Origin of the sequence: Paenibacillus pabuli NBRC 13638 (assembly GCF_001514495.1) — a bacterium.
Taxonomy (GTDB): Bacteria; Bacillota; Bacilli; order Paenibacillales; family Paenibacillaceae; genus Paenibacillus; species Paenibacillus pabuli.
The window spans coordinates 125,201-148,966 of record NZ_BCNM01000018.1 but is presented as its reverse complement, the minus strand read 5'-3'; the positions used below and the strand labels follow the sequence as shown (position 1 = coordinate 148,966).

At 46.9% G+C, this 23,766-nt stretch carries 26 protein-coding genes and 1 riboswitch; of the genes, 22 read left to right on the top strand and 4 right to left on the bottom strand.

The genetic code is table 11. The features are described 5' to 3' along the window. Nucleotides 1-39 precede the first annotated feature (39 nt). Nucleotides 40-843 (top strand): TrmB family transcriptional regulator, encoded by an 804-nt coding sequence (locus tag PPA03S_RS22980; RefSeq protein WP_062326306.1) that lies wholly within the window; start codon nt 40-42, stop codon nt 841-843. 260 nt (nt 844-1,103) lie between these two features. On the opposite strand, the gene PPA03S_RS22975 is transcribed toward PPA03S_RS22980, so the two are convergent. Next, a complete protein-coding gene (locus tag PPA03S_RS22975; protein WP_062326305.1) occupies nt 1,104-1,799 on the bottom strand; it encodes an NUDIX hydrolase in 696 nt (231 codons plus the stop codon). Nucleotides 1,800-1,878: 79 nt separating this feature from the next. Here PPA03S_RS22975 and PPA03S_RS22970 point away from each other — a divergent pair, with 79 nt between their 5' ends. Then, a complete protein-coding gene (locus PPA03S_RS22970) occupies nt 1,879-2,181 on the top strand; it encodes a hypothetical protein (RefSeq protein WP_062326304.1) in 303 nt (100 codons plus the stop codon). 160 nt (nt 2,182-2,341) lie between these two features. Here PPA03S_RS22970 and mscL read toward each other — a convergent pair whose 3' ends face one another. Beyond that, a complete protein-coding gene (gene mscL, locus PPA03S_RS22965; protein WP_062326303.1) occupies nt 2,342-2,839 on the bottom strand; it encodes a large conductance mechanosensitive channel protein MscL in 498 nt (165 codons plus the stop codon). Nucleotides 2,840-3,106: 267 nt separating this feature from the next. Then, nucleotides 3,107-3,206: riboswitch (purine riboswitch) on the top strand. 248 nt (nt 3,207-3,454) lie between these two features. Between mscL and PPA03S_RS22960 the strand changes: the two genes are divergently transcribed. Together PPA03S_RS22960 and PPA03S_RS22955 are read left to right on the top strand one after the other, a co-directional pair. Next, on the top strand, nt 3,455-4,042 hold the full coding sequence (locus PPA03S_RS22960; RefSeq protein WP_062326302.1) for a xanthine phosphoribosyltransferase: 588 nt from the start codon (nt 3,455-3,457) through the stop codon (nt 4,040-4,042). A 2-nt stretch (nt 4,043-4,044) separates the two neighbouring features. Then, nucleotides 4,045-5,406 carry a nucleobase:cation symporter-2 family protein gene (locus tag PPA03S_RS22955; RefSeq protein ID WP_062326301.1) on the top strand — a complete coding sequence of 454 codons (1,362 nt, stop codon included), beginning with the start codon at nt 4,045-4,047 and terminating at the stop codon, nt 5,404-5,406. Nucleotides 5,407-5,622: 216 nt separating this feature from the next. Here PPA03S_RS22955 and PPA03S_RS22950 read toward each other — a convergent pair whose 3' ends face one another. Then, a complete protein-coding gene (locus tag PPA03S_RS22950; RefSeq protein WP_062326300.1) occupies nt 5,623-5,961 on the bottom strand; it encodes a DUF4870 domain-containing protein in 339 nt (112 codons plus the stop codon). 305 nt (nt 5,962-6,266) lie between these two features. Between PPA03S_RS22950 and PPA03S_RS22945 the strand changes: the two genes are divergently transcribed. Continuing rightward, nucleotides 6,267-7,517, top strand: coding sequence for a M48 family metallopeptidase (locus tag PPA03S_RS22945; protein WP_217998964.1), 1,251 nt, complete (start codon nt 6,267-6,269; stop codon nt 7,515-7,517). A gap of 106 nt (nt 7,518-7,623) precedes the next feature. Here the strand turns inward: PPA03S_RS22945 and PPA03S_RS22940 are convergent, their stop codons facing one another. Further along, nucleotides 7,624-7,899, bottom strand: a complete 276-nt coding sequence (locus tag PPA03S_RS22940) for a hypothetical protein (protein ID WP_062326298.1) — start codon at nt 7,897-7,899, stop codon at nt 7,624-7,626. A gap of 394 nt (nt 7,900-8,293) precedes the next feature. Between PPA03S_RS22940 and PPA03S_RS22935 the strand changes: the two genes are divergently transcribed. The 17 genes from PPA03S_RS22935 (at nt 8,294) to PPA03S_RS22855 (ending at nt 23,693) form a co-directional block, all read left to right on the top strand. After that, nucleotides 8,294-8,482 (top strand): hypothetical protein, encoded by a 189-nt coding sequence (locus PPA03S_RS22935; protein WP_017690840.1) that lies wholly within the window; start codon nt 8,294-8,296, stop codon nt 8,480-8,482. Nucleotides 8,483-8,638: 156 nt separating this feature from the next. After that, nucleotides 8,639-9,400 carry a type I methionyl aminopeptidase gene (gene map, locus PPA03S_RS22930; RefSeq protein ID WP_062326297.1) on the top strand — a complete coding sequence of 254 codons (762 nt, stop codon included), beginning with the start codon at nt 8,639-8,641 and terminating at the stop codon, nt 9,398-9,400. A gap of 580 nt (nt 9,401-9,980) precedes the next feature. After that, nucleotides 9,981-11,033, top strand: a complete 1,053-nt coding sequence (gene coxB / locus PPA03S_RS22925) for a cytochrome c oxidase subunit II (RefSeq protein WP_062326296.1) — start codon at nt 9,981-9,983, stop codon at nt 11,031-11,033. Nucleotides 11,034-11,104: 71 nt separating this feature from the next. Then, the gene (gene ctaD / locus PPA03S_RS22920; protein WP_411835388.1) at nt 11,105-12,955 is read left to right on the top strand and encodes a cytochrome c oxidase subunit I; all 1,851 of its coding nucleotides are present in this window, start codon (nt 11,105-11,107) and stop codon (nt 12,953-12,955) included. Continuing rightward, on the top strand, nt 12,952-13,578 hold the full coding sequence (locus tag PPA03S_RS22915; RefSeq protein WP_062326294.1) for a cytochrome (ubi)quinol oxidase subunit III: 627 nt from the start codon (nt 12,952-12,954) through the stop codon (nt 13,576-13,578). Before ctaD ends, PPA03S_RS22915 begins: the two co-directional genes overlap by 4 nt. A gap of 3 nt (nt 13,579-13,581) precedes the next feature. Then, nucleotides 13,582-13,902, top strand: coding sequence for a cytochrome C oxidase subunit IV family protein (locus PPA03S_RS22910; protein WP_062326293.1), 321 nt, complete (start codon nt 13,582-13,584; stop codon nt 13,900-13,902). A 106-nt stretch (nt 13,903-14,008) separates the two neighbouring features. Further along, a complete protein-coding gene (ctaG, locus tag PPA03S_RS22905) occupies nt 14,009-14,932 on the top strand; it encodes a cytochrome c oxidase assembly factor CtaG (protein ID WP_062326292.1) in 924 nt (307 codons plus the stop codon). Between the two features lie 35 nt (nt 14,933-14,967). Next, nucleotides 14,968-15,432, top strand: a complete 465-nt coding sequence (locus tag PPA03S_RS22900) for a DUF420 domain-containing protein (protein WP_062326291.1) — start codon at nt 14,968-14,970, stop codon at nt 15,430-15,432. A gap of 113 nt (nt 15,433-15,545) precedes the next feature. Next, entirely contained in the window at nt 15,546-15,917 is a 372-nt protein-coding gene (locus PPA03S_RS22895) for a hypothetical protein (protein WP_062326290.1), read from the top strand. Between the two features lie 256 nt (nt 15,918-16,173). Next, nucleotides 16,174-16,887 carry a hypothetical protein gene (locus PPA03S_RS22890; protein ID WP_068964202.1) on the top strand — a complete coding sequence of 238 codons (714 nt, stop codon included), beginning with the start codon at nt 16,174-16,176 and terminating at the stop codon, nt 16,885-16,887. A gap of 95 nt (nt 16,888-16,982) precedes the next feature. Next, nucleotides 16,983-17,372, top strand: coding sequence for a GntR family transcriptional regulator (locus PPA03S_RS22885; RefSeq protein ID WP_062326327.1), 390 nt, complete (start codon nt 16,983-16,985; stop codon nt 17,370-17,372). Nucleotides 17,373-17,387: 15 nt separating this feature from the next. Further along, nucleotides 17,388-18,284 carry an ATP-binding cassette domain-containing protein gene (locus tag PPA03S_RS22880; RefSeq protein WP_062326288.1) on the top strand — a complete coding sequence of 299 codons (897 nt, stop codon included), beginning with the start codon at nt 17,388-17,390 and terminating at the stop codon, nt 18,282-18,284. A 20-nt stretch (nt 18,285-18,304) separates the two neighbouring features. Then, nucleotides 18,305-19,207: an ABC transporter ATP-binding protein gene (locus PPA03S_RS22875; RefSeq protein ID WP_062326326.1), complete on the top strand. Its 903-nt coding sequence runs from the start codon at nt 18,305-18,307 to the stop codon at nt 19,205-19,207. Next, nucleotides 19,200-20,498, top strand: coding sequence for an ABC transporter permease (locus tag PPA03S_RS22870; protein ID WP_062326287.1), 1,299 nt, complete (start codon nt 19,200-19,202; stop codon nt 20,496-20,498). The genes PPA03S_RS22875 and PPA03S_RS22870 overlap by 8 nt, the downstream gene beginning before the upstream one ends. Nucleotides 20,499-20,568: 70 nt before the next feature. After that, nucleotides 20,569-21,774 (top strand): TraB/GumN family protein, encoded by a 1,206-nt coding sequence (locus tag PPA03S_RS22865; RefSeq protein ID WP_062326286.1) that lies wholly within the window; start codon nt 20,569-20,571, stop codon nt 21,772-21,774. Nucleotides 21,775-21,987: 213 nt separating this feature from the next. Then, complete coding sequence (locus PPA03S_RS22860) at nt 21,988-22,362, top strand: FlxA-like family protein (protein ID WP_245683706.1); 375 nt, start codon at nt 21,988-21,990, stop codon at nt 22,360-22,362. 188 nt (nt 22,363-22,550) lie between these two features. After that, nucleotides 22,551-23,693, top strand: coding sequence for a GntR family transcriptional regulator (locus PPA03S_RS22855; RefSeq protein ID WP_062326284.1), 1,143 nt, complete (start codon nt 22,551-22,553; stop codon nt 23,691-23,693). Nucleotides 23,694-23,766: the final 73 nt, after the last annotated feature.

Below are 23,766 nucleotides of genomic sequence, written 5' to 3'. Positions count from 1 at the left end.
AGGCAGCGCTGGTTGCTGACAGCATGGGGGGACGGGAATATGGACCAACTGCTGCATCATTTGCGTCACCTCGGGTTTACCGAGATGGAATCTAAAATTATGGTGGAACTCGCCCGTCAAGGGTCAGCCTCGGGATATGAGGTTGCCAAACGGCTGGGCGTGTCCCGTTCCAATGTATATGCCACCCTGCAGCGTCTGGAACAGCGTGGATTCCTGCGTTGCAGTGCAGGGGAGCCTGCGAAGTACAGTGTGCTGAAGCCTGACGAGATGACAAGCATGATCTCTGGGCAGATGCGTGCCTCGCTGGATTATGTGCAGAGTAGTATGCCGCAGCATGAGCCGGAGAAGCCAGTCTTCTACAACATCGAAGGCGACAAAAATGTATTCGAGAACCTAAGCCGTGAACTGGCTGAGGCCCAACATGAGATTGTGGTGGATGTATGGCGGGAGGAAGCAGAATTGCTGCATGATGACTTGCGGCGCGCGGAGGACCGTGGTGTACGTCTGTTATGGTCCTGTGATGGTGGAGAAGGCATTATGGACCAACCCGCTCCCTGGCCAGGTTTGCCTCTGTACGGTACCGGTAATGGCCGCAAGTTCTCCCTCGTGGTTGATCGCCGCTGGAGCATGTTAGGGATGCGCGGAGAATCCTGCGCTACTCAGGCGTTGGTGACAGAACATCCGGTCATGACCGGACTGCTGCTGAACCATTTTGCACAGGAACTGGTGTTGTATGAATTGGAGCAGGACATGGGTGAGGAGCTGGAGAAGCGTTATGGACATCGGTACCAAAACCTATCCGCACGTTATTGGTCGGTTCCTTCAAGAGAAGATCGGGCCTGAGCACGAATGTTGAATCATCCTCAACCAGCATATGTACGTATCGTATCTTGAACAGAACAAGGTTCCTATGAACCTCAATACATGCTTAAACGAAGCAGGCGCTGCCATCAGGCAGACGCCTGTTTATGCTGCTTAAACCGAAGCAGTGATGTTCATCACAGCAAATGTTCCCCGCTAAGCTAATGTAATAGAGTATGAAGTCATGCTATTTTTGAGAAAAATGAAGCTATGAACGTAAATTGATCTTAGGCAGAATTGGATCAGTCTTTGGGCACGTGGTATAACGCTTCAAGTACATCGATGTAATATGCTGTACCGTGTGGCACAAACTCGGATGCTCGTATCTGGCAAATGTGACGTGGATGAATGGGCAAGGAAATAAGTTTGCCATTTGTCTGATTCACCAGATCTGTCTGATCCGACATCTCTGATTGGTCAGCCTGTACCCCTGTCGCATGAATCACGTCTGTTTCACCTCGGAACAAGGCGAGCAGATCATCCAAAGGCACTTCGAACAGGCTGTCGACTTCACTGGCTTGCAGGGTATATGCTTCGAGAGGCTGGTTCAGGCAAAGTCCATACACGGAACTGAGTTCCCGATCGATAAAAGGTACACCGCGCACTTCCCCCTGTAACTGCTGTTTTGCAGTCAACAGGTAGGTCAATTTTTCAAAAGGCGTCTGTACACCCAGTTCTTCTTCCAGTTCACGACTGGCTTCATGCAGCTGTTCGCCGGCAGTGAGGTGCCCTGCAGCTGTGATGTCGTAACATCCAGGGAAGGTATCCTTAATCTCCCGTCGTCGCTGAAAAAGAACCAAACGCTGTTCGCCTTCGTCACGAACGATCCAGCAGTGGAATGAACGATGCCAGTATCCTTTGGCATGGACCACACTGCGCAGCTCGGTACCTATCCAATTTTGCTGATCGTCATAAATATCGAAACGTTCTGGGGTCATGAAACGTATCTCCTTATATAGCAAGTTTTAAAGTTCAAAATTTCACAAAGTATGTTTTAAACGAAAGGGGAACGATTGTATGGAATGCATTGTACACTTTCAGGTCATTTATCCGCAACCTCAGGAGCGAAAAAATCTTAGAGGGTTGATTATAGTAGGGCAGGGTCAGGAGCCAGCCAATAGCCAGTTAACGACGATGTTCAAGGATATGGGTTTCAACGTACGTCTGGAAGACGAGAGCCAATTGTTGTTCAAACCTGTGGATGCTTCAATGAATTTTGAGTATATCCGGGTAACTGAGCTGGATACCGGGGAAGAAGTGTATAAAGAGGATAAGGACTTGAAGTCGATTTTGGAGCACTTGCTGCCGCGTCGATTCTAGTCTGCAAGCAGGCACAGGTAGGTGAGAAATAGGAAAGGCCCCACCTTTACGGTGAGACCTTTCAAGTATTTTTTACATAAAACTAAGAATGATATCCATTGTTTTTAATCGAAGCTAAGCTGAAAATCAAGTTCTTTGATATGTTGAAGCCCGGAAACGATTACGCTGTAACGTGGCTTCCTTCTGCTTCCAGTTCTGAAGTACAGTGTGAGCAGCGGGTAGCGGCAGCAGGAATTTCTGATAGACAGTACTTGCAAGCCTTGGTCGTTTTTTGCGGCTCGGGCTTTTTGTGCTCTTTGCTTTTAATATAGTTGATACCCTTCACCAGCATGAAAATACAGAAAGCAACGATGAGAAAATCAATCATCACGTTAATGAATTGTCCATACGCTATCACGGTGGCCCCGGCTTCATTGGCCTGTGCCAATGTTGTGATTTCTTGTCCACTGGCGGTTCTCATATCCCAATCCAGATTGTAAATTTTCTGACTGAAATCAATGCCTCCAAGCAGTTTACCAACCGGGGGCATGATAATATCATTCACGAGAGATGTAACGATTTTACCAAAAGCAGCCCCGATAATGACACCGACAGCCAGATCGATGACGTTACCGCGTACGGCAAATTCTTTGAATTCCTTAAGTACACCTTTCACCATCTGCAAATCTCCTTTGACGTAATTTCATAACACAGGCGGCGTTTCCATCCTTTCTCCGTTCGGACACGCGCTTCCGTTCTCATATTGTACCTAAAAAACACGCAGCAATCATCCCCTGAATGCAAATTAAGACAAGTTTCCGCAATTTCCATGAAAATACTTCTTTATTTCACGGCGCTGATTCGGTATACTTCTAACATTATCAGTTACGTTCACACGTTTATATTCAGGTTCGCGATCATACATTGTAACGAATCATGGAGCCAAAAAATTAAATATGCCGTTACTCGTATATGTGCAGGAATAGGCCTGCATGTCTCTACCCGATCACCGGAATGATCGGACTACGGGGAAGATCTGCACGGTTTCTCATGGTGAGGAAATTGGCGACTCTCAGATGTTACAGACGTTGTGTCTGAATGATTCTGTCGTCACGTCATCCCTAACTATACTTGCAGTATTCATACGGCTTGTCCCTTATACGTACAAGTCCGTCTTTCCCGTCTCCGGTTATACCCGCAGCGTGGGAAAAGGCGGGCTTTTTGTTTTTTACACTTGTGAGATTGGAGAACATGCGGGCATCTGCTCAGAGGGGCATACAGGGGGAAGAATGACATGCAATTGTTAAAAGACAAGGTAAGACAAGAAGGCATTGTCCTGTCCGAACAGGTGCTGAAAGTGGATTCATTCCTGAACCACCAGATGGACCCGGTTCTGATGAAGGAAGTCGGCAAGGAGTTTATCCGCCGCTTCGAGGGAGAGAACATTACACGTGTACTGACCATTGAGTCGTCCGGAATCGCACCCGGGATCATGACTGCGCTGGAACTGAACGTACCCCTTATTTTTGCACGGAAACAGAAGTCGCTCACACTCACAGAAGATATTCTGGTAGAGAAAGTGTACTCTTTCACCAAGCAGGAGACCAATGAAATTACAGTCGCCAAGAAGTTTATGCAGCCTGGTGACCGCGTACTGATCATTGATGATTTCCTTGCCAACGGCGAGGCGGCATTTGGTCTGGCCCGCATTGTAGAACAAGTCGGCGCTGAAGTAGTTGGGATTGGGATCGTTATTGAAAAGGCGTTCCAGCCGGGAGGTCGTCTGCTGAAAGAAGCAGGATACCGTGTGGAATCGTTGGTTCGCATCGGGGCACTGTCTGACGGACAAGTAACGTTTGCGGATGAGGAGGTCACGATCTAATTATGGCACGCGAACGTATTTTTCAGCGGCATCGTCATCCGGTCAAAACCTTCTCCCTGGGTCTCCAGCATGTGCTGGCCATGTATGCAGGAGCCGTTGTTGTTCCGCTTATTGTCAGCAAGGCACTTGGCTTCACGCAGGAGCAATTGACCTATCTGATTGCGATAGACCTTCTCGCCTGTGGTGTAGCCACATTGCTGCAAGTCTGGGGCAACCGCTTCTTCGGGGTTGGTCTGCCGGTCATGCTGGGGTGTGCCTTCCAGGCGGTATCTCCGATGATCCTGATTGGGATCAACAGCGGAGTATCTGCCATATATGGTGCGATTATTGCATCGGGAATATTTGTCGTTCTGTTCTCGGGAATTTTCGGTAAATTGATTCGTCTCTTTCCGCCAGTCGTGACCGGTTCGGTCGTTACCATTATTGGTCTGACCCTGATTCCGGTAGCATTCAATGATCTGGGCGGCGGTCAGGGAGCTGAGGATTTTGGCAGTGGTGTTCATCTTCTGCTCGGATTCGGTGTTCTGGTATTTATCATTCTGATGACGCGGTTTACTACAGGCTTTATTCGTTCGATCTCTGTACTGATCGGGCTTCTCGTGGGTACAGTGGCAGCCGGGTTTATGGGCGAAGTTAACTTTGCACCCATTCGTGAAGCGAGCTGGTTCCACGTCGTGCAGCCGTTTTACTTTGGCAAACCGACGTTTGAGATTGTTCCGATCCTGACCATGATTCTGGTTGCCATTGTCAGCGTGGCAGAATCAACAGGTGTATTTATGGCTCTAGGCAAAATCCTGGACAAAGATCTGTCCTCCAAGGATCTGGCCCGGGGTTATCGTGCGGAAGGGCTTGCCATTGTGTTGGGCGGTATATTTAACTCTTTCCCTTATACAACTTATTCGCAAAATGTAGGGCTTGTTCAAATGACTCGCGTGAAAACACGGGATGTTATTGTTGTTGCGGGTGGACTGCTTGTTGTCATCGGATTTGTACCGAAGATTGCCGCATTGGCACAGTTGGTCCCAGGCTCGGTGCTGGGTGGAGCGATGGTGGCGTTGTTCGGCATGGTGGTGTCATCCGGTATTCGTATTTTGGGCAGTCAGGTGGATCTCAACCGTCATGAGAACCTGTTTATCATTGCCTGCTCTGTAGGCATGGGGCTGGGTGTCACGGTTGTGCCTCAATTGTTCGCAGGTGCACCGGACTGGGCACAGATTATGCTTGGTAACGGAATTATTGCTGGTAGTTTTACTGCTATTTTCATGAATTTGCTGTTTAATGGTCTTGGAACCAAGGCAGAAGCTGCCAAGATGGCTGAACAACAGGCAGATGTGATTCTTGGAGAAAATGGCAAGTCCGCGTAACCTATCATGCTATGAAATATAAATGATATGAAATAAAAAAAATACCTTATAAACGATTTAGGGGATGAATCACTTATCCCGTGAATAGTTAACACCGGAAACGCCTGCTCGGAAGAGTAGATATCCGGTGTTTTTTTTGTGTTTTTAGATTGAAATACAAATCAATGATTATGTTGACTCACGGGATGAATTACTTTTGAATCGAACTCGCACCTGTTACAGATGCCGCATCTGTTTCTCTGCAAAGTCTCCGACCCATGGGAGTTTTAGCCATTTGCCTTGCAGACTGGTGACCACCATGAGAAGCCAAACCACCACACCAAGTAGGGATAACAGCGATGCCAGCAGCGGCCCAAACAGTGGGAGAAATGCACACAACACATGACCAACCATAATGATGCCAAATACCGTGACGGATTGAAGCGCGTGAAAAAGTACGAAACGGCTGCGCTTCTCTACGGCCAGAAAGATGATCCCGCCTATAAAGGTGAACAAATAACAGAGCATGCCGGCCAAATTTTCATCCAGACCGCTAGACGATTTCATGGGGGACATTCGGTCCAGCCTCCTTTGTCCTTTTTTATAAGGATATGAGGAAGGTGGACAGAACTGAACCGGTAAGATCAAGGAATGTTCCGGATGGACAAAGAAGATGTAACACTCAATATATGTAAACACTGAGACTAAGGATTCATTTGAAATTTGAAGTGCGTATATACACATCCAATTTGAGACTTTCTACATATTCAAAATATTCCATAAAATCCCGATTACTATAAATACCCAGTTAATATTTATAGATGAAAGGGAGGGGACAGCGAACTTATCAGGAATTCGACATTACATAGTGTAGTTGAGGAGTGGAAGAAATTTTGCATTACACAGAGCAAGAGATTTGTCCGGAATGTGCAAACAAGATGGAAGTGAATCCGGGGTACAGCACCTGGTGTGAGAAGTGTAATTGGAATGTTTATGAGGATGAGAAAGGACAAGGAACAGATGAAGGGTTAAACGAGATGAATAGGAATGCTGATAAACGATCATCAGACCGATTGTTAGAGGAGTTTAAGTATAGTATAAATCGGGATCTTCCCTTCACTAAACAGAGGTTTTTCACCTATTTAGTTGCTCTAACCGTGCATCTGTCAACGTTATCCATTTTGGGAGTGGCAATATTTTTCTTTTCGACCAATTCAACATGGCTAGGTATATTTGGTATTGCGTTGTTGTTCCTCTGGATCACAATTATATTGCCATACCGGAAGCGACTTCCGGGCAGGGTCATCTCCAGAGACGAATATCCAGAATTGTATGGAATGATTGATGAGATTGGTGAGCGCTTGAATGTTCCACCTGTGGATATGGTCATCATTAGCGAAGAATATAACATGTACAACCTGCATCTCAAAAGGAAAAAGAGAGCACTTGTCTTAGGTGTTCCCTTTTTTGCAGCCCTGACGTTACAGGAGAAGATAGCCGCGATCAGTCACCAAATGAGTCAATTCGCACATCCGAACATCTCCAACAGCTCACTGGTTGAGCGAGCAATGCATGTACTGAATTCTTGGATTGACACCGTTGATCCACAAGGCAGCGGCCTGTTATATTGGGTAGTGTTTCCACTCATAATACTACGTTTATTGTTATTTGCTGTTATTGGCGGCATCTATGCATTGTTAATCAAAAGCATGCGGAATGAAATGCAACGAGTATTCTACATCGCAGATCATGAAGCATCAGAGACAGCTGGCAGTGAGGCAGTGTTATCTCTATTTTTAAAGTCCGAGATGGAAGGCCTATTTGCACATACGGCTGAACAGGTTGCGGAATATCATTATAACAAGGAGCTGTATGAGGAGTTCAGAAAACGGATTTCGACCGTTCCAACTCAAGAATTTCTTCGGATTCAGCGGCTGCAAGAATTGAATGATACTAAGAACCGTAGCTATCATCCTCCAATGAAGAATCGCATAGAATTGATACGTGAGCACTGGGTAATGATTCCTGCGTATCGGCCGGATGCTGCAAAAGAGCGAAGAATCAACGAAGAGTGTTGTCTATTGGAGCAGAGCTCTCAGAAAATCCTGCTGAGTGATTTGAGGGGAAACTAACCAAAAAATTTCAATGAAAAAATAAAAAATCAGGGGCAGCAGCCAATGTACAGCTTGTTCTGCCCCTGATTTTTTGTGGTTTAACCTAGGTTAACCTTCAGAACAGTTATCCGCCCTGGAATTGTCTGCGCGGGCTGGTGATCTTGCCGCTTTTGTCCGTATCATTCTCTTTGGGTACCAAACGTTCATCGGTACGCCCTTCATGGTGGTTATCGAATGCAAATTCGGTAAGTTTCCATTCCGACTTGCCAAGCACGGGGTCAGCCGGGAAATGCTGCCCCCGGTGCAGATGCTCCTCGCGTCCGGCTTCGTTAATGTAAACTCCGTCCACTTCCACCTTTTCATGCGAAAGGGGCAGCATATCCTGTTCTTTGCGGTCCATGAAACGGCCTCCTTTTGGATAGCAGTAATTTAACTGTATAGGTAGTCCGTGATAATATCCCCCGAATAGTTGAGTGTTATGCTGGACAGATTAATCCGTATAGAATGGTCACATTCATGAATATGATTCGGAATTAAACTTTTTGGGCATAAAAACCGTTATAAATATTAGGTCAAATCGTCAAGTCGTAAGATACTTCCGAATATGCTACAATAAGATTATGATTCATTCTGAATCATATCGGGTATTTATAGTGTCAGGTACTTGCTTAAGCAAGGTTCCCGACCTAAAGCTTGCTTTGAGCCGCGCACACAACTTCATGGATGGCATTTAAGACTTATTCGGCATTCTCTAAACGGAGCATTCACTTTCAACGTTTTGGGAGGGAATTACAATGGCAACGAAAGGTCACAATGAGGTCAAAGAAAGTTTGAGGGAAATGACTCGGATTTTCCGTCCTAAAGATCCAAAAAAATTCGTGAAGGAGTACGTGAGAAAATACCGGATTACGGGTGGATACGAGGAAGAATTGACTTCTGTGGTTGAGCATGAGCTTGTCAAGATGGATTCTTCCGTGTCCTGAAACACACACAACTCTGATTATACTGTTCCGATATGAATAGAACCGTCTCCCGGGCGTCATGCTCCGGCAGACGGTTTTTTTTGTTTGAAAAATGATGGGGGTTGTGTTCCGTTCCTGCGCATATACATGGAAGTACACCTATGGCAGGAAGGATGAATGCATGTGGACCCTATTTTAAAAACAAAAGAAGAGATTGGCTACATGCGTGAAGCAGGACGAATCCTGCGAAGTTGCCATGAGCATATTGAAAAGTGGCTCACTCCTGGTGTAACGACAGGAGATATTGACCAGCGAGTGGAGGCTTTCCTGGCTGAAAGAGGAGCTGCACCGGCGCAAAAGGGATACAAAGGCTATCCTTACGCCACATGTGCCTCAGTAAATGAAGTGGTTTGCCACGGCTTTCCGAATGACAGGAAGCTGGCCGAGGGGGACGTAGTCACCATTGATATGGTCGTGAACAAAGATGGCTGGCTTGCCGATTCTGCATGGACATACGGGATCGGTGAACAACGCAGATCCATACGCAAACTAATGAATCGAACGGAAAGGGCGCTTCATAAGGCGATAGCACAGGCAGTGCCAGGTAATACGCTGGGGGATATCGGGAATGCGATTGAGCGGACAGCGAGGCTCTATCGTTACGGGATTGTGAAACCGCTCATTGGTCATGGAATCGGTCAATATATTCATGAACCACCGAATGTCCTCCCTTACGGGAAACGCAGGACGGGCATGATGCTGACAGAGGGCATGGTCATTACGATTGAGCCCATATTTACGAAAGGCAGCTCGGGAGCGGTTGTATGGGATGAAGACGGATGGACGGTAAGGACGGTTGATGGAAGCTGGGGAGTCCAGTATGAGCATACAGTAGCCATTACCGGGGGCGGCCCTGTTATACTGACTGACGGGACTTGAACGCTCAATCTATCGCCAGCTGCTAGTGAATGCGTATAGGGTATCCGGGATCTAAAGTTATTTCATAGACTCCGTGCCGTCTAATCCTGGAGGGGGCGGTATGGAGCTCGATTGCTTCTTCCAGGAGCTGTAAGAAGGACAACCGGATGCAGGCTGTTCTCTTTTGCATAATACTGCATGTTTCCGAAGTGAGAAAAATCGGCAAAAAAATCAATTTCATCACCGAAATTTGGCAAAAATTTTCAAATGTAGATAGTAATATTTTTAACTGAAATCGTTTACAAAACAAGTTGTGGTGCGGTTTTTTACATATAGTGAACAATTTGTGAACATGTGTCCAAAGATTGACAAAATCATACCCTCAACTTATATTTAATAAGTGATTGAACCATATAGAATGAATTGGAAGAATGCGCAGACATGCCCTGAGCAGGAAATGACGGGAGTGCTGGAAGCGTTATTTTTGTAAGCGTTCTGTATGACGGACAGGATTACGTGTATCGTATTGAAACGGACTGTGTTTTGTTTGTTCCAACACGACACTGGTAATCTACGAAAATGTAAAAAGTGGGGTAGATCAATGATGAAACAGTGGCAGGTTGCAAAGCGAATTCTCCCCTTGCTAGCGGTGTTCTCTTTGCTGCTATCCGCATGCGGGCGGGAAGACTTGTCGGTAATGAAACCTCAGGGTCCTGTGGCGCAAGGCCAATATGATCTGATGAAGCTGTCCATTGCGATTATGATCGTGGTGCTCATCATTGTATTTGCAATTGCCGCCTATGTGTTGATCCGGTTTCGCAGACGAGCCGGGCAGAATGAAGTGCCCGAACAGGTTGAAGGCAATTTCAAGCTGGAAGTAATATGGACAGCCATTCCGTTGCTGCTCGTTATCGTTCTGGCAGTACCGACGGTCAAAACGATTTTTGCCCAAGGCGAAGATCTGTCCAACGACAAAAATGCAATTCAGGTCAAAGTTACCTCGCATCAGTACTGGTGGGAATTCACTTATCCTCAATATGACGTAACCACCGCTCAAGACCTCATCATCCCGACCGGAAAGAAAATCGCATTCGAATTAAAAACCGCTGACGTGCTTCACTCCTTCTGGGTGCCGTCACTCGCGGGTAAAATGGACACAAACCCGGATGGAACGCTTAACAAGTTTAGCTTCTCGGCGCCGAATGAAGGCGTTTACCGAGGAAAGTGTGCTGAATTATGCGGCAGATCGCATGCCTTCATGGAATTCAAGGTCAAAGCGGTCAGCCAGGAATCCTTTGACAAATGGGTCAAGGAAATGAAAGCTCCGGCAGTACTTCCGGAAGATACCCAATTGGCCGAGAAGTTCAAAACGAACTGCCTTTCTTGCCATGCAGTCGGGGATCAGGGCGGGCCAGTTGCACCTAACCTGACAGGTATCGGAGGGAAGCAATCCGTGGCAGGCATTTTGCTGAATCAGGGCGAAGGCCAGGAAGACGGGAATCCGGTACTGGACAACATGAAAGAATGGCTCCATGATCCACAATCCGTGAAGCCGGGTAATACGATGCCTAATCCGAAAGACCTTGGACTCACAGATGAAGAAATCGACGGAATTGCCGAATATCTGGCCAACTACAAATTGGACTATGAATAGAACAGCAAGGACGAAGAAGGGGGTACACAACCTTGGCTCATGCTCATAGCGTCAAGCGGTACAGGGGCTTGATGGATTGGATTACCACTGTCGATCACAAAAAAATCGCCGTGCTGTACTTAATTGCGGGTGGATTTTTCTTTGGAATCGGCGGCATTGAAGCCATTTTGATTCGGATTCAGCTGATGAAACCGATGAATGATTTTGTGTCGGCGCAGGTCTTCAACGAATTGATTACAATGCACGGAACAACGATGATTTTCCTTGGTGTCATGCCTATTATTTTTGCCGTTATGAATGCCGTTGTGCCTTTGCAGATTGGGGCGCGGGATGTCGCTTTCCCTTTTGTTAATGCTTTGGGTTTCTGGACGTTCCTGTTTGGCGGACTGCTGCTGAACCTGAGCTGGTTGATGGGAGGGGCGCCGGACGCCGGCTGGACTTCTTATACGCCACTCTCTGGCAGCGAGTACAGCGGGACGCACGGTGTGGATTTCTACACGATCGGTCTCCAGATCGCAGGTCTCGGGACACTCATCGGGGGCATTAACTTTCTCGCCACCATCATCACAATGCGTGCGCCGGGAATGTCCTATATGCGGATGCCAATGTTTACCTGGACTACATTTATTACATCAGCCATTATCCTTTTTGCGTTCCCTGCCATTACGGTAGGACTTGTACTGTTAACATTTGACCGTATACTGGGAGCGAATTTCTTCGATGTTGCAGGTGGCGGTAACCCGGTACTCTGGCAGCATATCTTCTGGATTTTCGGGCACCCGGAAGTTTATATTCTCATATTGCCCGCATTTGGTATTATCTCTGAGGTTATTCCAACCTTTGCTCGTAAAAGATTGTTCGGTTACAGCTCCATGGTGTTTGCCACCATCCTGATTGCCTTCCTGGGATTCATGGTGTGGGCGCATCACATGTTTACGACAGGTCTGGGGACAGTTGCCAATGCATTGTTCTCGATCTCGACGATGCTGATTGCTGTACCAACAGGGATCAAAATATTTAACTGGCTCTTTACGATGTGGGGTGGTCAGATTCGTTTTACGGCAGCAAATCTGTTTGCTGTTGGATTCGTTCCAACCTTCGTTATGGGCGGGGTTACCGGTGTCATGCTGGCATCTGCACCTGCGGATTTCCAGTTCCATGATACGTACTTTGTTGTAGCTCACTTCCATTACGTTATCGTTGGTGGATTGGTACTTGGCTTGTTCTCGGGACTTCATTACTGGTGGCCGAAGATGTTCGGTCGCGTGCTGAGCGAGACGCTCGGAAAATGGACATTCTGGACGTTCATGATCGGCTTCCAACTAACGTTCTTCGTACAGCATTTCCTTGGCTTAATGGGGATGCAGCGCCGGATCGTTACATACTTGCCGAATCAGGATTTTGACCTGCTTAACCTGGTCAGTTCCGTCGGTGCATTCCTGATGGGTGTGGGGGTAATCCTGTTCCTTGTGAACATCGTGATCACAACGAGAAAACCAGCAGATGCGCCAAATGATCCGTGGGAGGATGGCCGTACGCTGGAATGGTCCATTCCATCTCCGCCACCGGAATACAACTTTAAGCAGACTCCGCTGGTTCGCGGTATTGATGCGTACTGGAAGGAAAAGATGGCAGGACATACAGAGATGACACCGGCCGAACCTGTAGGTTCGATCCATATGCCGTCCGCGACTCCGCTGCCGTTTGTGATGTCCGTTGGTATATTCATTGCCGGACTTGGCCTCATGTTCAGCAAGGATGATTTCCACAATGCGTTTATGAACGGATTGTTCAACAATTATATTGTGGTCATTATAGGTCTGCTGATTACATTTGGTGCGATGGCACTGCGTTCACTTTACGATGATCACGGCTGGCATATTGAACCGGAGGATCAGGATGAGAAGGGGGTTAGAACATGACAACTTCACATGCCGAACCGGTAAACGGCAAGTTGCCGCATGAACCGGAGAAAGCAACGCTGGAAGGACGCAACAAGCTTATCGGCTTCTGGTTGTTCCTTGGCGGCGAGACAGTACTGTTCGGAACCCTTTTCGCAACCTTTTTAGCCCTCCGCGGCCAAACGAATGACGGACCAACGGCGAATGAATTGTTTCATCTGCCACTCGTGGCTGCCGCAACTTTTATTCTCCTGGTCAGCAGTTTGACAAGTGTATTTGCCATCCAGGCTATGCACAAGGGGAAGCGCAATGCTCTCGCTCTCTGGCTTGGCATTACCGTTGTACTGGGTCTCGGATTCCTCGGTCTGGAAATTTACGAGTTCTATGAATATGTGAAACATAAAGAGTTCGGCATGACCACCAGTGCATTCAGCTCAGCGTTCTATACGCTGGTTGGGTTCCACGGAGCTCACGTTGCATTCGGTATTATGTGGATCGGGCTAATTATCGGGCAACTGTTCAGAAAAGGATTAACGGTCGTAACTGCACCTAAAGTATACGTCTCCGCAATGTACTGGCACTTTATTGACGTGGTCTGGGTGTTTATCTTTACGGTCGTGTACCTGCTCGGAAAGGTGGGGTAACACATGTCGGTACAGGATAAGAGTGACCAGCAGCCTGTGAAGCATCGTCACCGGGTGGAAGGGCCACAGAAACACGTCGTTGTTTTCATTTTCTCGATCATCCTGACGCTCATTGCGTTCGCGGCTACGGCTGCGGGAGGAGTTAATACGACCTTTACCATTATTATATTGGTGGTTATGGCAATCCTTCAGGTGTTTGTACAGCTCGGTTACTGGATGCACTTGAAGGATAAAGGGCATTTGATGCCGATCCTGTTCATGTCCTTCGGATTTTTCGTAGCTTTTACATGTATCATTATGGCACTCTATTGGGTTTGGTGGTAAAAGAGATGGCGGCGGCTAATTGTCGCCGTCTTTTCCCCTTTTAGGCGAATCAATCCATCAATGGATTCAGGCAACAACCAAATCAGGTCACGGGGAGGTTTCCCGTATGCTCGGGTTGCAATATTTTAGTTTTAACGATTTATGGAGTCCGCTTATTCTGGCATTGTTTTTGCTCATTGCCGCAGCTTATCTAGTGCTCGTTGGTCCGTTCAGTGAGCGGATCAGGGAGGCTGATCAGACAACGGCTTCGCAGAAAATCATGTTTATTACTGGACTTATCGTGTTGTATCTGGCTCAAGCAGGGCCATTCAATCTGCTCGGTCATGTGATGTTCAGCTTCCATATGGTGAGCATGGCTTTATCTTACCTTGTTGCACCGCCGCTTTTGATGAAGGGTTTGCCGCTCTGGGTATGGCGGAAAATAGTTCAGTGGATGCCGACAAGGCAGTTATCTTTTCTGGCTCATCCCATCGTGGCAGCAGTAATATTTAACGGATTGTTTTCGTTATATCATCTGCCGGTAGTACATGATTATGTCATGCTGAATTTCACGGTTCACCGCTTGTATTACATTGTACTCTTTATCACTTCCATGCTCATGTGGTGGACACTGCTTAATCCGCTGCCGGAAGGCAGACAGGCATCGGGCTTGTCCAAAATAGGATTTATTTTTTTGAATATGGTGCTTCTGACACCAGCTTGTGGGCTAATTATTTTTGCTTCCGAACCGTTGTATGCGACCTACAGCAATCCTGCCGTATGGGCCGAGGCGATGCGGTATTGTGTATCCGGGGATTCCACGGCATTACTGCGATCATTCGGTGGACCGGCGTTCTTCAACTTTCTGTCCTCTGCCAAGGAGGATCAGCAGGTGGGCGGTATTTTGATGAAATTCATACAGGAAGGCATCTTCGTTTCCATGCTGGCGTATGTCTTTTTCCAATGGTACCGCAAGGAAAAACGAGAGGATGATGATGAACCATACCCTGTAGAGAATACGGGAGGACCGCTTAATCCTGCAGCGAAATAACACAAGTTTTGTTTGGACAAGAGGGGGAACACACGATGGATATGTATTTTTGGCTACCCACGATCAGTACTTCTTTCATTGTGATTAGTGCGGTGCTGGTTGGGATCGGATGGGTGCTGATTATTCGTGGCAAACGGGAGGCACATCAAAAAGCGATGGTTGCAGGGGCCGTTGCTGCGCTGCTGTTCTTTGTCATATATACGTCTCGTACTATCTTTGTTGGCAATACAGCTTGGGGCGGAGACCCGGAGATGGAGATCTTTTATCGGATATTTCTGATCTTTCATATTATCCTCGCTACTGTGGCAGCGGTCTTCGGCATCTCCACACTGGTGCTTGGTTTCAAAAAGAAATTCAAGACACATCGCCGCTGGGGACGATTCACATCCATGATCTGGTTTAGCAGCGCCATTACTGGCGTCATTGTATATGTTTTGTTGTACTTGCTGTATCCAGGTGGACATACACGCCCGGTATGGGAAGTCATCCTTGGGGTGTAGGTCAATGAATTCAACACTTTGAAAATATGAAAATGGATGGATTGATCCGTAGATGCGTCCAAGCTTCCTCTCGCTTTCATTCATAGAATGAGATCGAGAGGGGGGAATAACAAATGAAAAAAACAGTCCATGTCAGTCAAACGTATCCACGTCTTACGGTGTATTCAGATGAGAACTATAACGGTAGAAGCCGGGTCTACCGTGGCAACACGGGACTCCGAAATCTGGACAACATTCTGGGTGGAGTAGAGAGCCTGCGTTTTTTCTCGACAAGTTCGAATGCAACGCTGGTTGTGTTTACGAGACCCAACTTTCAAGGTGGGTTCCGTGTTTATCGTGGAAACACCAACTTGAGAGATTTGGATGATCTGATCCGTGGGAATGATGTGGAATCCCTGATTTCCACCAATCAGCGTTTGACGCTGGCTGAGATTCGCGCGATTCGCAGAAATCGCAGTCTGCCAAGTGGCTACGACCTCGTTTAAGAATTAGACCTCTTCTGTATTCAGGTGCCGGGAAACAGGAAAGAGCTGTTCCGAATTGTGTTCGCACAATATCGGATACAGCTCTTTTTTTGGTCTGAAGAGTGTCCTTAATCTCCATTCGGGGATCAATCCTCTGTTTTCCTGATTCAGGAAAATAGGGGATTGACGAGATAAGCGAGTAGTCTGTATACTGTGTATAATGATATATACAGTAGATACAGTGAACACAGTCAAAATGGAAAGGCAGGCAGGCGATATGAACGCATGGAAACAGGCGTGGTGGCTGACCCGCAGCGAGATGAACAAGGATAAGCTCCAATGGCTGTGGACCGCAATTTTTATGATATACACTGGCTGCATGAGCGGTGTGATGTTATTAGGACAACAGAAGACAGACTTCATAAATCCTGTTGTAGATACTTTCTTTTTGATTATGGTGCCATTTCAGGGATTTGTGTTCAGCAGGCGCTCTTTCCGTTACATACATGAGGATTCTTATACACAGATGCTGGCCTATTATCGACGACTTCCGATACCGAACGAAACGGTGATGTGGTCAAGGCTTCAGCAGTCACTGATGGCGTTTACGTATAATGGTATCTTTTTCTATGGATCACTGTATGTGGTCGGGTTGCACGACGAAGGGTTTCGATGGGATCAGTACCTGGCATTTGGCATAACCTGTTCAGGTTATGGGCTGTTCATGACAGGCTTATATATTTATGGAGAATTTCTGCACAGTGGCAAAAAATACTTGCTTCTCAGTTCGTTGTTCTTGCCGCTTACGATCATCGTATCCTTCCTGATCCGAATGTCAGGCAGCTACGGTTTTACGATTGTAATTGATCAGAGTAAATCATGGGGGCTGCTTTCCCCAATGATGTGGGTTGCTTTGGTGGCGGGCATAGCGGGATTATGGCTGTTCAGTCAATTGACACTAAAGAAGCTGGCTTGTCGGGATTTGAGTTAAATGTATGAGCTATGGAGTGTATGTACGATACAGGATGAAACCGGTGCTGTTACGTCACAGACTGACTGAAGTTACCGGAGGGCGAGGTGCAAGATGTGAATATACCCATTCAAATTAATGAAAATAGCGCTGAACCTTTATACCACCAAATTGAGAATCAGTTAAGATCTTTCATTATTACAGGTCAGTTGGAGGAGGGAACCCATTTGCCGTCCATTCGTGAATTTGCCGGATCACTGAATTGCAGTGTTATTACGGTTAGACGGGTCTATCAGGATCTGGAGAACGAGGGCTTGCTTCGCACGAAGCAAGGGACAGGTACATTTGTGGCCCAGGTAGAGGCAGGGGACAGGGAAAATTATAGATTGAAGGCCGCGCGAGAAGCGATGCAGGCAGCAGTTCAGTCTGGAAAAGCGGTAGGGTGCTCCGAAAAGGAAATGGCGAATCTGTTCCAGGAAGCACTGAAGGATATCTATACAAAGTAAGGAAGTGATGGATTCATGGAGCCCATAGCAGTTCAGTTGAACGGTGTATCCAAAATGAGAAAACGCAGAGTTATTGGCCCAATCGATCTGACTATTCCAGAAGGATATGTAGTTGCCATTCTGGGCCATAACGGTTCAGGCAAAAGCACACTTCTTAACATGCTGCAGCAAGTGGTGCTGCCAGATAGCGGTCAGATTACATGGTTTGGCCAGCAACATGAGGGACCGCTTCCCATTGAACTGAGACAGCAGATAGGTTTTGTGGCAGACAATGGTGGATTGGAAGAGAACCATATCACTGCTCGGGAAGCAGCTGACTTCCGATCCTATTGGTACCCGCGTTGGGATATGAACCTGTTTGATCAGCTGATGGATGATATGGAAGTGCCTTTTGATGTGAAACTGATCAAAATGTCCAAAGGGGAACGGCGCAAATTCGAGATTGCAGCTGCGCTTGCAGCTCGTCCCAGATTACTCATTTTGGATGAACCTTCTTCGGGACTGGACCCCTTTGCCTGGAAGGTGATGGTGGAGCAATTCCGGAGTTTCATGGCCGAAGGGGACACGACGATCCTGATTGCCACGCATATTGCCGACGAAGTGAAGCGGCTTGCAGACTACATTGTGCTGATGCATCGTGGACAGTCGCTGGGGATGGCGGAGAAAGATGCCGTACTCGATCAATGGAAGGAAATCTGGTATGAAGGCGAGCTGCGCCCTGAGAGCATTCCCGGTGTCGTTGAATCGGTTCAGGAAGAGAACGGTCTGATCCGGGTCATTACAACCCGGGTCAGTGAAGCACAGGAACGGTTGGAGCTTGCAGGGATCCGGGTCATGAAAGTCCGGAATCTGGAGCTGAATGAAGTGCTGGCATTCTGGATTGCTGGGTATGCACCAGCACAGTGGAGATAACCGAAGGGAGACGATACATGATGAACCGATTGGAATTGAAGCAGGTAGTCAAGCAATATGCAGACAAAACAGCCGTTAATGGAGTAACGCTCAATGTAAAAGAAGGGGAGATTTACGGACTGCTCGGAGCCAATGGTGCAGGCAAAACAACAACGATGCGTATGGTGCTGGGGCTTATTCACCCGGACAGCGGTAATATTCAGTACAATGGAAAACCCTATAGCACGGAATTACAGCAGATCATGGGTTATCTTCCGGAAGAGCGCGGTCTGTATCCGAAGGTAAAAGTTAGTGAACAGATCAACTACCTGGCCCGGCTGCGCGGCATGAATGGGAAGGACGCGGACCAGAGCCTGAAGTATTGGCTGGATCGATTTGAAGTGCCAGAGTATTACGACAAAAAGATTGAGGAATTATCCAAAGGGAATCAACAGAAAATGGGCTTTATTGCCGCAGTGGTGCATAGACCGCAAATTCTGATTCTGGATGAAGCCTTCAGCGGACTTGATCCGGTGAACGTGGAATTGCTTAAGTCCACGGTCAAAGAATTGCGTGATGAGGGTACGGCCATTCTGTTCTCAACACACCGCATGGAGCACGTCGAGGAATTGTGCCGTCAGATAACAATATTGCATCGCTCCAATACCGTAGTGCAGGGAGAGATCAAGGAGATCAAGAGTCGTTATCCGCGTGAGCAGGTGTTCCTGAGCACAACAGGCAGTGTGAGTGGTCTGGAACAGCTGCCAGGTGTGAACAAGGTAGAGAAAAATGAGCGCGGATACCTGATTCATATCGGTCAAATGGAAGCGGCACAGGAAATTCTGAGAGCAGCGATGGCTCAGACGACCGTGGAGCATTTTGAAATCAAGGAACCAACGCTTAACCAAATCTTTATTCGTGAGGTAGGTGAGTCGAATGAATAAAATGGGGACGATTACCGGATTTACGTTCAAAAACAAAGTGAAAACGAAGTCTTTCATGGTGACGACCATTGTACTTGCGCTTTTAATTACGATCGGACTCAATATCCCATATTTCATTACTTTATTTAATGGGGGTTCCATTGGCGGTGGTGCAGGCGGAAGTGATCCTGTGAACATCGGTCTGCTGAGCAAAGGACAAACGGAGGTAGCTGAGAAACTGGAGACATACTCATCTGCTCAAGGTAATCAGACGTATCACTTCGTTAACGATGCGGGTAAAGATGAAGCGGCACTTAAATCCGACGTGGAGTCAGGGGTTCTGGATGGCTACCTGAAGTTTGAGCCTGTTGCGGGGCAAGAATTTCCACAGCCTGTCCTGTACTCAAGCGAAGATATCTCTCCGCAGGTTGTAGCACCCATTGAAGCGGCACTTCAAATTGTGAGGCTGGATGTGGTGGTGAAGGATACACTTACGGCGGAGCAAAAACAGCTTATTAGTACGCCGGTGAAACTGACGGAGCAAAGCCTTGATTCGGATTCGAGTGGAGCTGCTGCCGAGTCGGAAGGTGGCATGAGCGGCATCAATTATATTGTGGTCTACCTGTTGATTATCCTGTTGTTCACTTCAACGATGATGACAGGTAATATGATTGCTTCCGAAATTACGGCTGAGAAGAGCTCGCGAATTATGGAAATTCTGATTACAAGTGTATCTCCGCTGAGCCAGATGTTTGGTAAAATTATCGGTATTTTCTTGGTTGGTTTGCTGCAAATCGGTATTTTCGGTGCGGTCGTTGCCGGCAATATGCTGTTGCCCCATAACCGCGATGTACTGAGTGATTTCAACATGAACCTGAGTGATGTGAATGTCGCAGTCATTGTATATGGACTGATCTTCTACATTCTGGGCTACTTCCTGTATGCGGTGATGTTTGCAGCCATTGGCTCGATGGTGAGTCGGACAGAAGAACTGGGGCAGGCCGTATTGCCGATTACGATGTTGTCCCTGGTTTCCTTCTATATCGCCATCTTCAGTATTGCTACACCGAACATCCTGTTGTTGAAAGTGGCGAGCTTCATTCCGTTCACTTCCCCAACGGCGATTCTGGTACGGATTGGGGCAGGCGTTGCACCAACCTGGCAGATATGGACGTCACTTGCGATTCTCCTGGTTTCGATTATGATCTTCGGCTGGCTCGCAGCCAAAATCTATCGTACAGGTGTGCTGATGTATGGTAAACGCCCAACGTTCAAGGAATTGTTCAAAGCAATGAAGGCTTATAAAATCTGATCCAAGCTTACAATGGTGGGTTGGTGGACAACACCACAACACCTACACTATCTAAGGAGGAATAATGGATATGAGAAATTGGAGAAAATCGCTCTTATCGCTCATCATTTCTGCGGGTTTGCTGGCAGCAGCAGTCCCGGCTATGGCTGCTCCGCAGCAGACGGGGTTGAAGGTTAATGATCAAAATGTAGAATATACCAACCACTCCCCTATTGTGGATCAGGGTACAACCCTGGTTCCGTTGAGAACAACACTTCAAGCGATGGATATCAAGCTGAAGGACGTTGAGAATGGTACCATTCATATCGTTATGGGTGGCAAGGATATCACGCTGAAAAGCAAGACAAAGCTGATTAACGGCGTGACATATGCTCCGATCCGGGTTGTGGGTGAGGCAGCAGGCTACGAGGTTCGTTGGGATCGGCAATCTCGCACCGTGCTTCTGGTGTCTCAGTCAACTGGGAAAGGCGCCCGTGGTTTTATGTGGGAAGTCGAGCATAATGGTAATACAGTATATCTGGTAGGCTCCATGCATATTGCAGATGATAGCTTCTACCCATTACGTCCGGAGTTTGAGGAAGCTTTTGCAGATGCCGACTACCTGGGTGTAGAGATTGATATCAGTAAGGCGGCTGATGAAGCACAGCAGAAGCTGATTATGGATATGGGAACATACCAGGATGGAACAACACTCAAGGACCATGTGTCCAAGGAAACCTATGCCAAGCTCGGTGACATTTTGAAACAAAGTGGCCTGGAGGCCAATGCTCTTGATACATTCAAACCATGGGTAGCGGAAACGACCATCAGCAGACTGAAATCCGTAAAGGCTGGGTATGAAGCGTCTGCGGGTATTGATCTGTATTTTATTCAGAAAGCCATTGAACGGAAATTGCCCGTGCTGGAGCTGGAGTCATATGAATCCCAGTTAGGCATGTTCAATGATTTTTCCAAGGAGCTGCAAGAGAAAAATTTGAACGCTGCGCTCGACAATTTCGATATGCTTGATGATAGTGTCGACCAGATGGCTGAAATGTGGAAAACCGGGGATGACCAAGGATTGCTTGAGTTCACCAATAGCATGGCTTTTGACCCGGAATATAACAAAGCGATGCTGATTGATCGGAATATCGGGATGGCAGACAAAATCGATGGCTATCTGAAAAGTGATAAGCAAGAGGAATACTTTATCGTGGTTGGCGCCGGTCACTTCCTGGGTAAGGATGGGGTCATCCAATTGCTGAAGGATAAGGGATATAACGTTGTGCGTAAATGATTGCTTTGACCAAAGAAAGCCTTTGACACATTAGGCTGATATAAAAATCCGAAATCCCCTTAGAATTTATTTGGTGCCTGTCAGGAAACCAATGGATTCTAAGGTTTTTTTAATTCAGCAATCTTTCAGTTGAATTTAACGTTTCTTTCGTCTGGGTGGGACATAGTGGAACCAAGAAAGAGAAGGAGAGCCATGATGAATATTTCTTCAGCCGTGAGTTCCACGACATCCTACATATCTACATCTTCGTCCAGTTCGAACAGCACAAGTGAACTGGAGAAGCAAAAGACGAAGCTGGAAGCTGAACTGGAAAAAGTACAATCCAGCAAGGACGATGAGAAAACCAAGGAAACCAAAACAAAACAGCTAGAGCAGCAAATCAAACAAATCGAAGCCCAAATCTCACAGCAAAGCTCCCAAAGCAGTGATACAGCTGCAACGAAGAGGCCCCTCCGGCCAAACCGCCGACTAATGGCATGCAAGCAGCTTCTCCGCAAGAAATTGCAAACGCAACAACGGCTAGCAATGGTCGATTTGATATTCGCATATAGAGCGAAACAGGTGAACGAAGCGTGTTCCTCTGGATAAATAGGTATACTGGAAGGCCAGCAGATCGATAGAATCGATATTGCAGGTTTTTTTGTTTTATTTGCACCCAAGGGCCTATGGTGAAGCATTGACAGGCATTATATGGTTGTTTATTGTACTTATATGTGTAAAAATATATTATATATATATATTAAAAATATAATGAATGAATTGGTGATGTGATTATCATGAGTACGAATGATCGAATACCGTTATACCAACAAATTCAAGACTATATCCGCAAATTCATTGCTTCGGAAAAAATGAAGCCGGGTGATCGAATACCGACAGAGAAGGAACTCATGGATCAATTTAACGTTAGCAAAATTACAGTTGTCAATGCCCTGACAGGCTTGGCTAACGAGAAATTGATTGCACGCGTCCCAGGGAAAGGAAGTTTTGTCGCGGAAGGCACAGATGAAACTGACACCGCATTTTCTGAATCCCCGGCAGTAAGGGGAGGCAGATCGAGTACAAGAATGATTGGGGTGATCATGCCTACGATTCATGATTACTTTGCGATTCGACTCATCGAAGGAATCGAGCAGTCACTCAATCAGGAAGGTTATCGCAGCATGATCATGCTGACGCAAGGCAGCATCGAGAAAGAAAAGGACGCGATCAGGGAGCTAAAGGCACTTGGAGCTGAGGGGCTGTTAATCTTTCCTGTGGATGAAGGTAACTATAACGAGGAGATTCTCGGAATGAAGTTATCGGGGTTCCCATTTTTGCTGATCGACCGATATTTGCCTGGCGTTGAAACCCATTACATTGCGGCTGATGGAAGATTGGGCGTGAGACTGGCCGTTGAACATTTATGGGAGCTTGGGCATCGTGATATAGCAATCTGCTCGGATTCTCCACTGCAAACCGTCACGGTCCAGGAGCGAATTGACGGTTATATTGAAGCGCTGAAGGATAAAGGAGCATTGATTAACCCTGCTCATATGATTACAGATTTCAAACCGCTGCCTGTTCTGAAGGATGCAGAATCCCATCCATTGTACCGATATATCAGCAACAAGATGGTGACTGCTTATATATCGCTTAACGGAAGGCTGGGGGTTCAGATCTATCAAATGGCCAAGCAAGCCGGTCTTCGCATTCCCGAAGATGTATCGATTGTAAGCTTTGATGACCCTACTTCCATCGTGGAGGAATTCAGTATTTTTACGCATGTAAAGCAATTTGAGAGAGAGATGGGAATCCGTGCAGCCAACCAGCTTCTCGAAGTCATTCGGAATAGCCCTCAGCTTACAGGCTTCAGCAAAATTCTGATTGAACCTGAACTTGTCGTTCGTCAAACGACGGGAAGCTGTCCTTTATCGTAATTTGAAAACTTAAATTCAAGTCTTTTCCGTAGATGTACGGAAAGGGCTTTTTTATTTTTCTCAAAAAAACATA

Coding starts and splice junctions, on each gene's coding strand:
- PPA03S_RS22980 (WP_062326306.1), top strand. CDS start 40: ATGGACCAACTGCTGCATCATTTGCGTCACCTCGGGTTTACCGAGATG.
- PPA03S_RS22975 (WP_062326305.1), bottom strand. CDS start 1,799: ATGACCCCAGAACGTTTCGATATTTATGACGATCAGCAAAATTGGATA.
- PPA03S_RS22970 (WP_062326304.1), top strand. CDS start 1,879: ATGGAATGCATTGTACACTTTCAGGTCATTTATCCGCAACCTCAGGAG.
- mscL (WP_062326303.1), bottom strand. CDS start 2,839: ATGGTGAAAGGTGTACTTAAGGAATTCAAAGAATTTGCCGTACGCGGT.
- PPA03S_RS22960 (WP_062326302.1), top strand. CDS start 3,455: ATGCAATTGTTAAAAGACAAGGTAAGACAAGAAGGCATTGTCCTGTCC.
- PPA03S_RS22955 (WP_062326301.1), top strand. CDS start 4,045: ATGGCACGCGAACGTATTTTTCAGCGGCATCGTCATCCGGTCAAAACC.
- PPA03S_RS22950 (WP_062326300.1), bottom strand. CDS start 5,961: ATGTCCCCCATGAAATCGTCTAGCGGTCTGGATGAAAATTTGGCCGGC.
- PPA03S_RS22940 (WP_062326298.1), bottom strand. CDS start 7,899: ATGGACCGCAAAGAACAGGATATGCTGCCCCTTTCGCATGAAAAGGTG.
- PPA03S_RS22935 (WP_017690840.1), top strand. CDS start 8,294: ATGGCAACGAAAGGTCACAATGAGGTCAAAGAAAGTTTGAGGGAAATG.
- map (WP_062326297.1), top strand. CDS start 8,639: ATGCATGTGGACCCTATTTTAAAAACAAAAGAAGAGATTGGCTACATG.
- coxB (WP_062326296.1), top strand. CDS start 9,981: ATGATGAAACAGTGGCAGGTTGCAAAGCGAATTCTCCCCTTGCTAGCG.
- ctaD (WP_411835388.1), top strand. CDS start 11,105: ATGGATTGGATTACCACTGTCGATCACAAAAAAATCGCCGTGCTGTAC.
- PPA03S_RS22915 (WP_062326294.1), top strand. CDS start 12,952: ATGACAACTTCACATGCCGAACCGGTAAACGGCAAGTTGCCGCATGAA.
- PPA03S_RS22910 (WP_062326293.1), top strand. CDS start 13,582: ATGTCGGTACAGGATAAGAGTGACCAGCAGCCTGTGAAGCATCGTCAC.
- ctaG (WP_062326292.1), top strand. CDS start 14,009: ATGCTCGGGTTGCAATATTTTAGTTTTAACGATTTATGGAGTCCGCTT.
- PPA03S_RS22900 (WP_062326291.1), top strand. CDS start 14,968: ATGGATATGTATTTTTGGCTACCCACGATCAGTACTTCTTTCATTGTG.
- PPA03S_RS22895 (WP_062326290.1), top strand. CDS start 15,546: ATGAAAAAAACAGTCCATGTCAGTCAAACGTATCCACGTCTTACGGTG.
- PPA03S_RS22890 (WP_068964202.1), top strand. CDS start 16,174: ATGAACGCATGGAAACAGGCGTGGTGGCTGACCCGCAGCGAGATGAAC.
- PPA03S_RS22880 (WP_062326288.1), top strand. CDS start 17,388: ATGGAGCCCATAGCAGTTCAGTTGAACGGTGTATCCAAAATGAGAAAA.
- PPA03S_RS22875 (WP_062326326.1), top strand. CDS start 18,305: ATGAACCGATTGGAATTGAAGCAGGTAGTCAAGCAATATGCAGACAAA.
- PPA03S_RS22870 (WP_062326287.1), top strand. CDS start 19,200: ATGAATAAAATGGGGACGATTACCGGATTTACGTTCAAAAACAAAGTG.
- PPA03S_RS22865 (WP_062326286.1), top strand. CDS start 20,569: ATGAGAAATTGGAGAAAATCGCTCTTATCGCTCATCATTTCTGCGGGT.
- PPA03S_RS22855 (WP_062326284.1), top strand. CDS start 22,551: ATGAGTACGAATGATCGAATACCGTTATACCAACAAATTCAAGACTAT.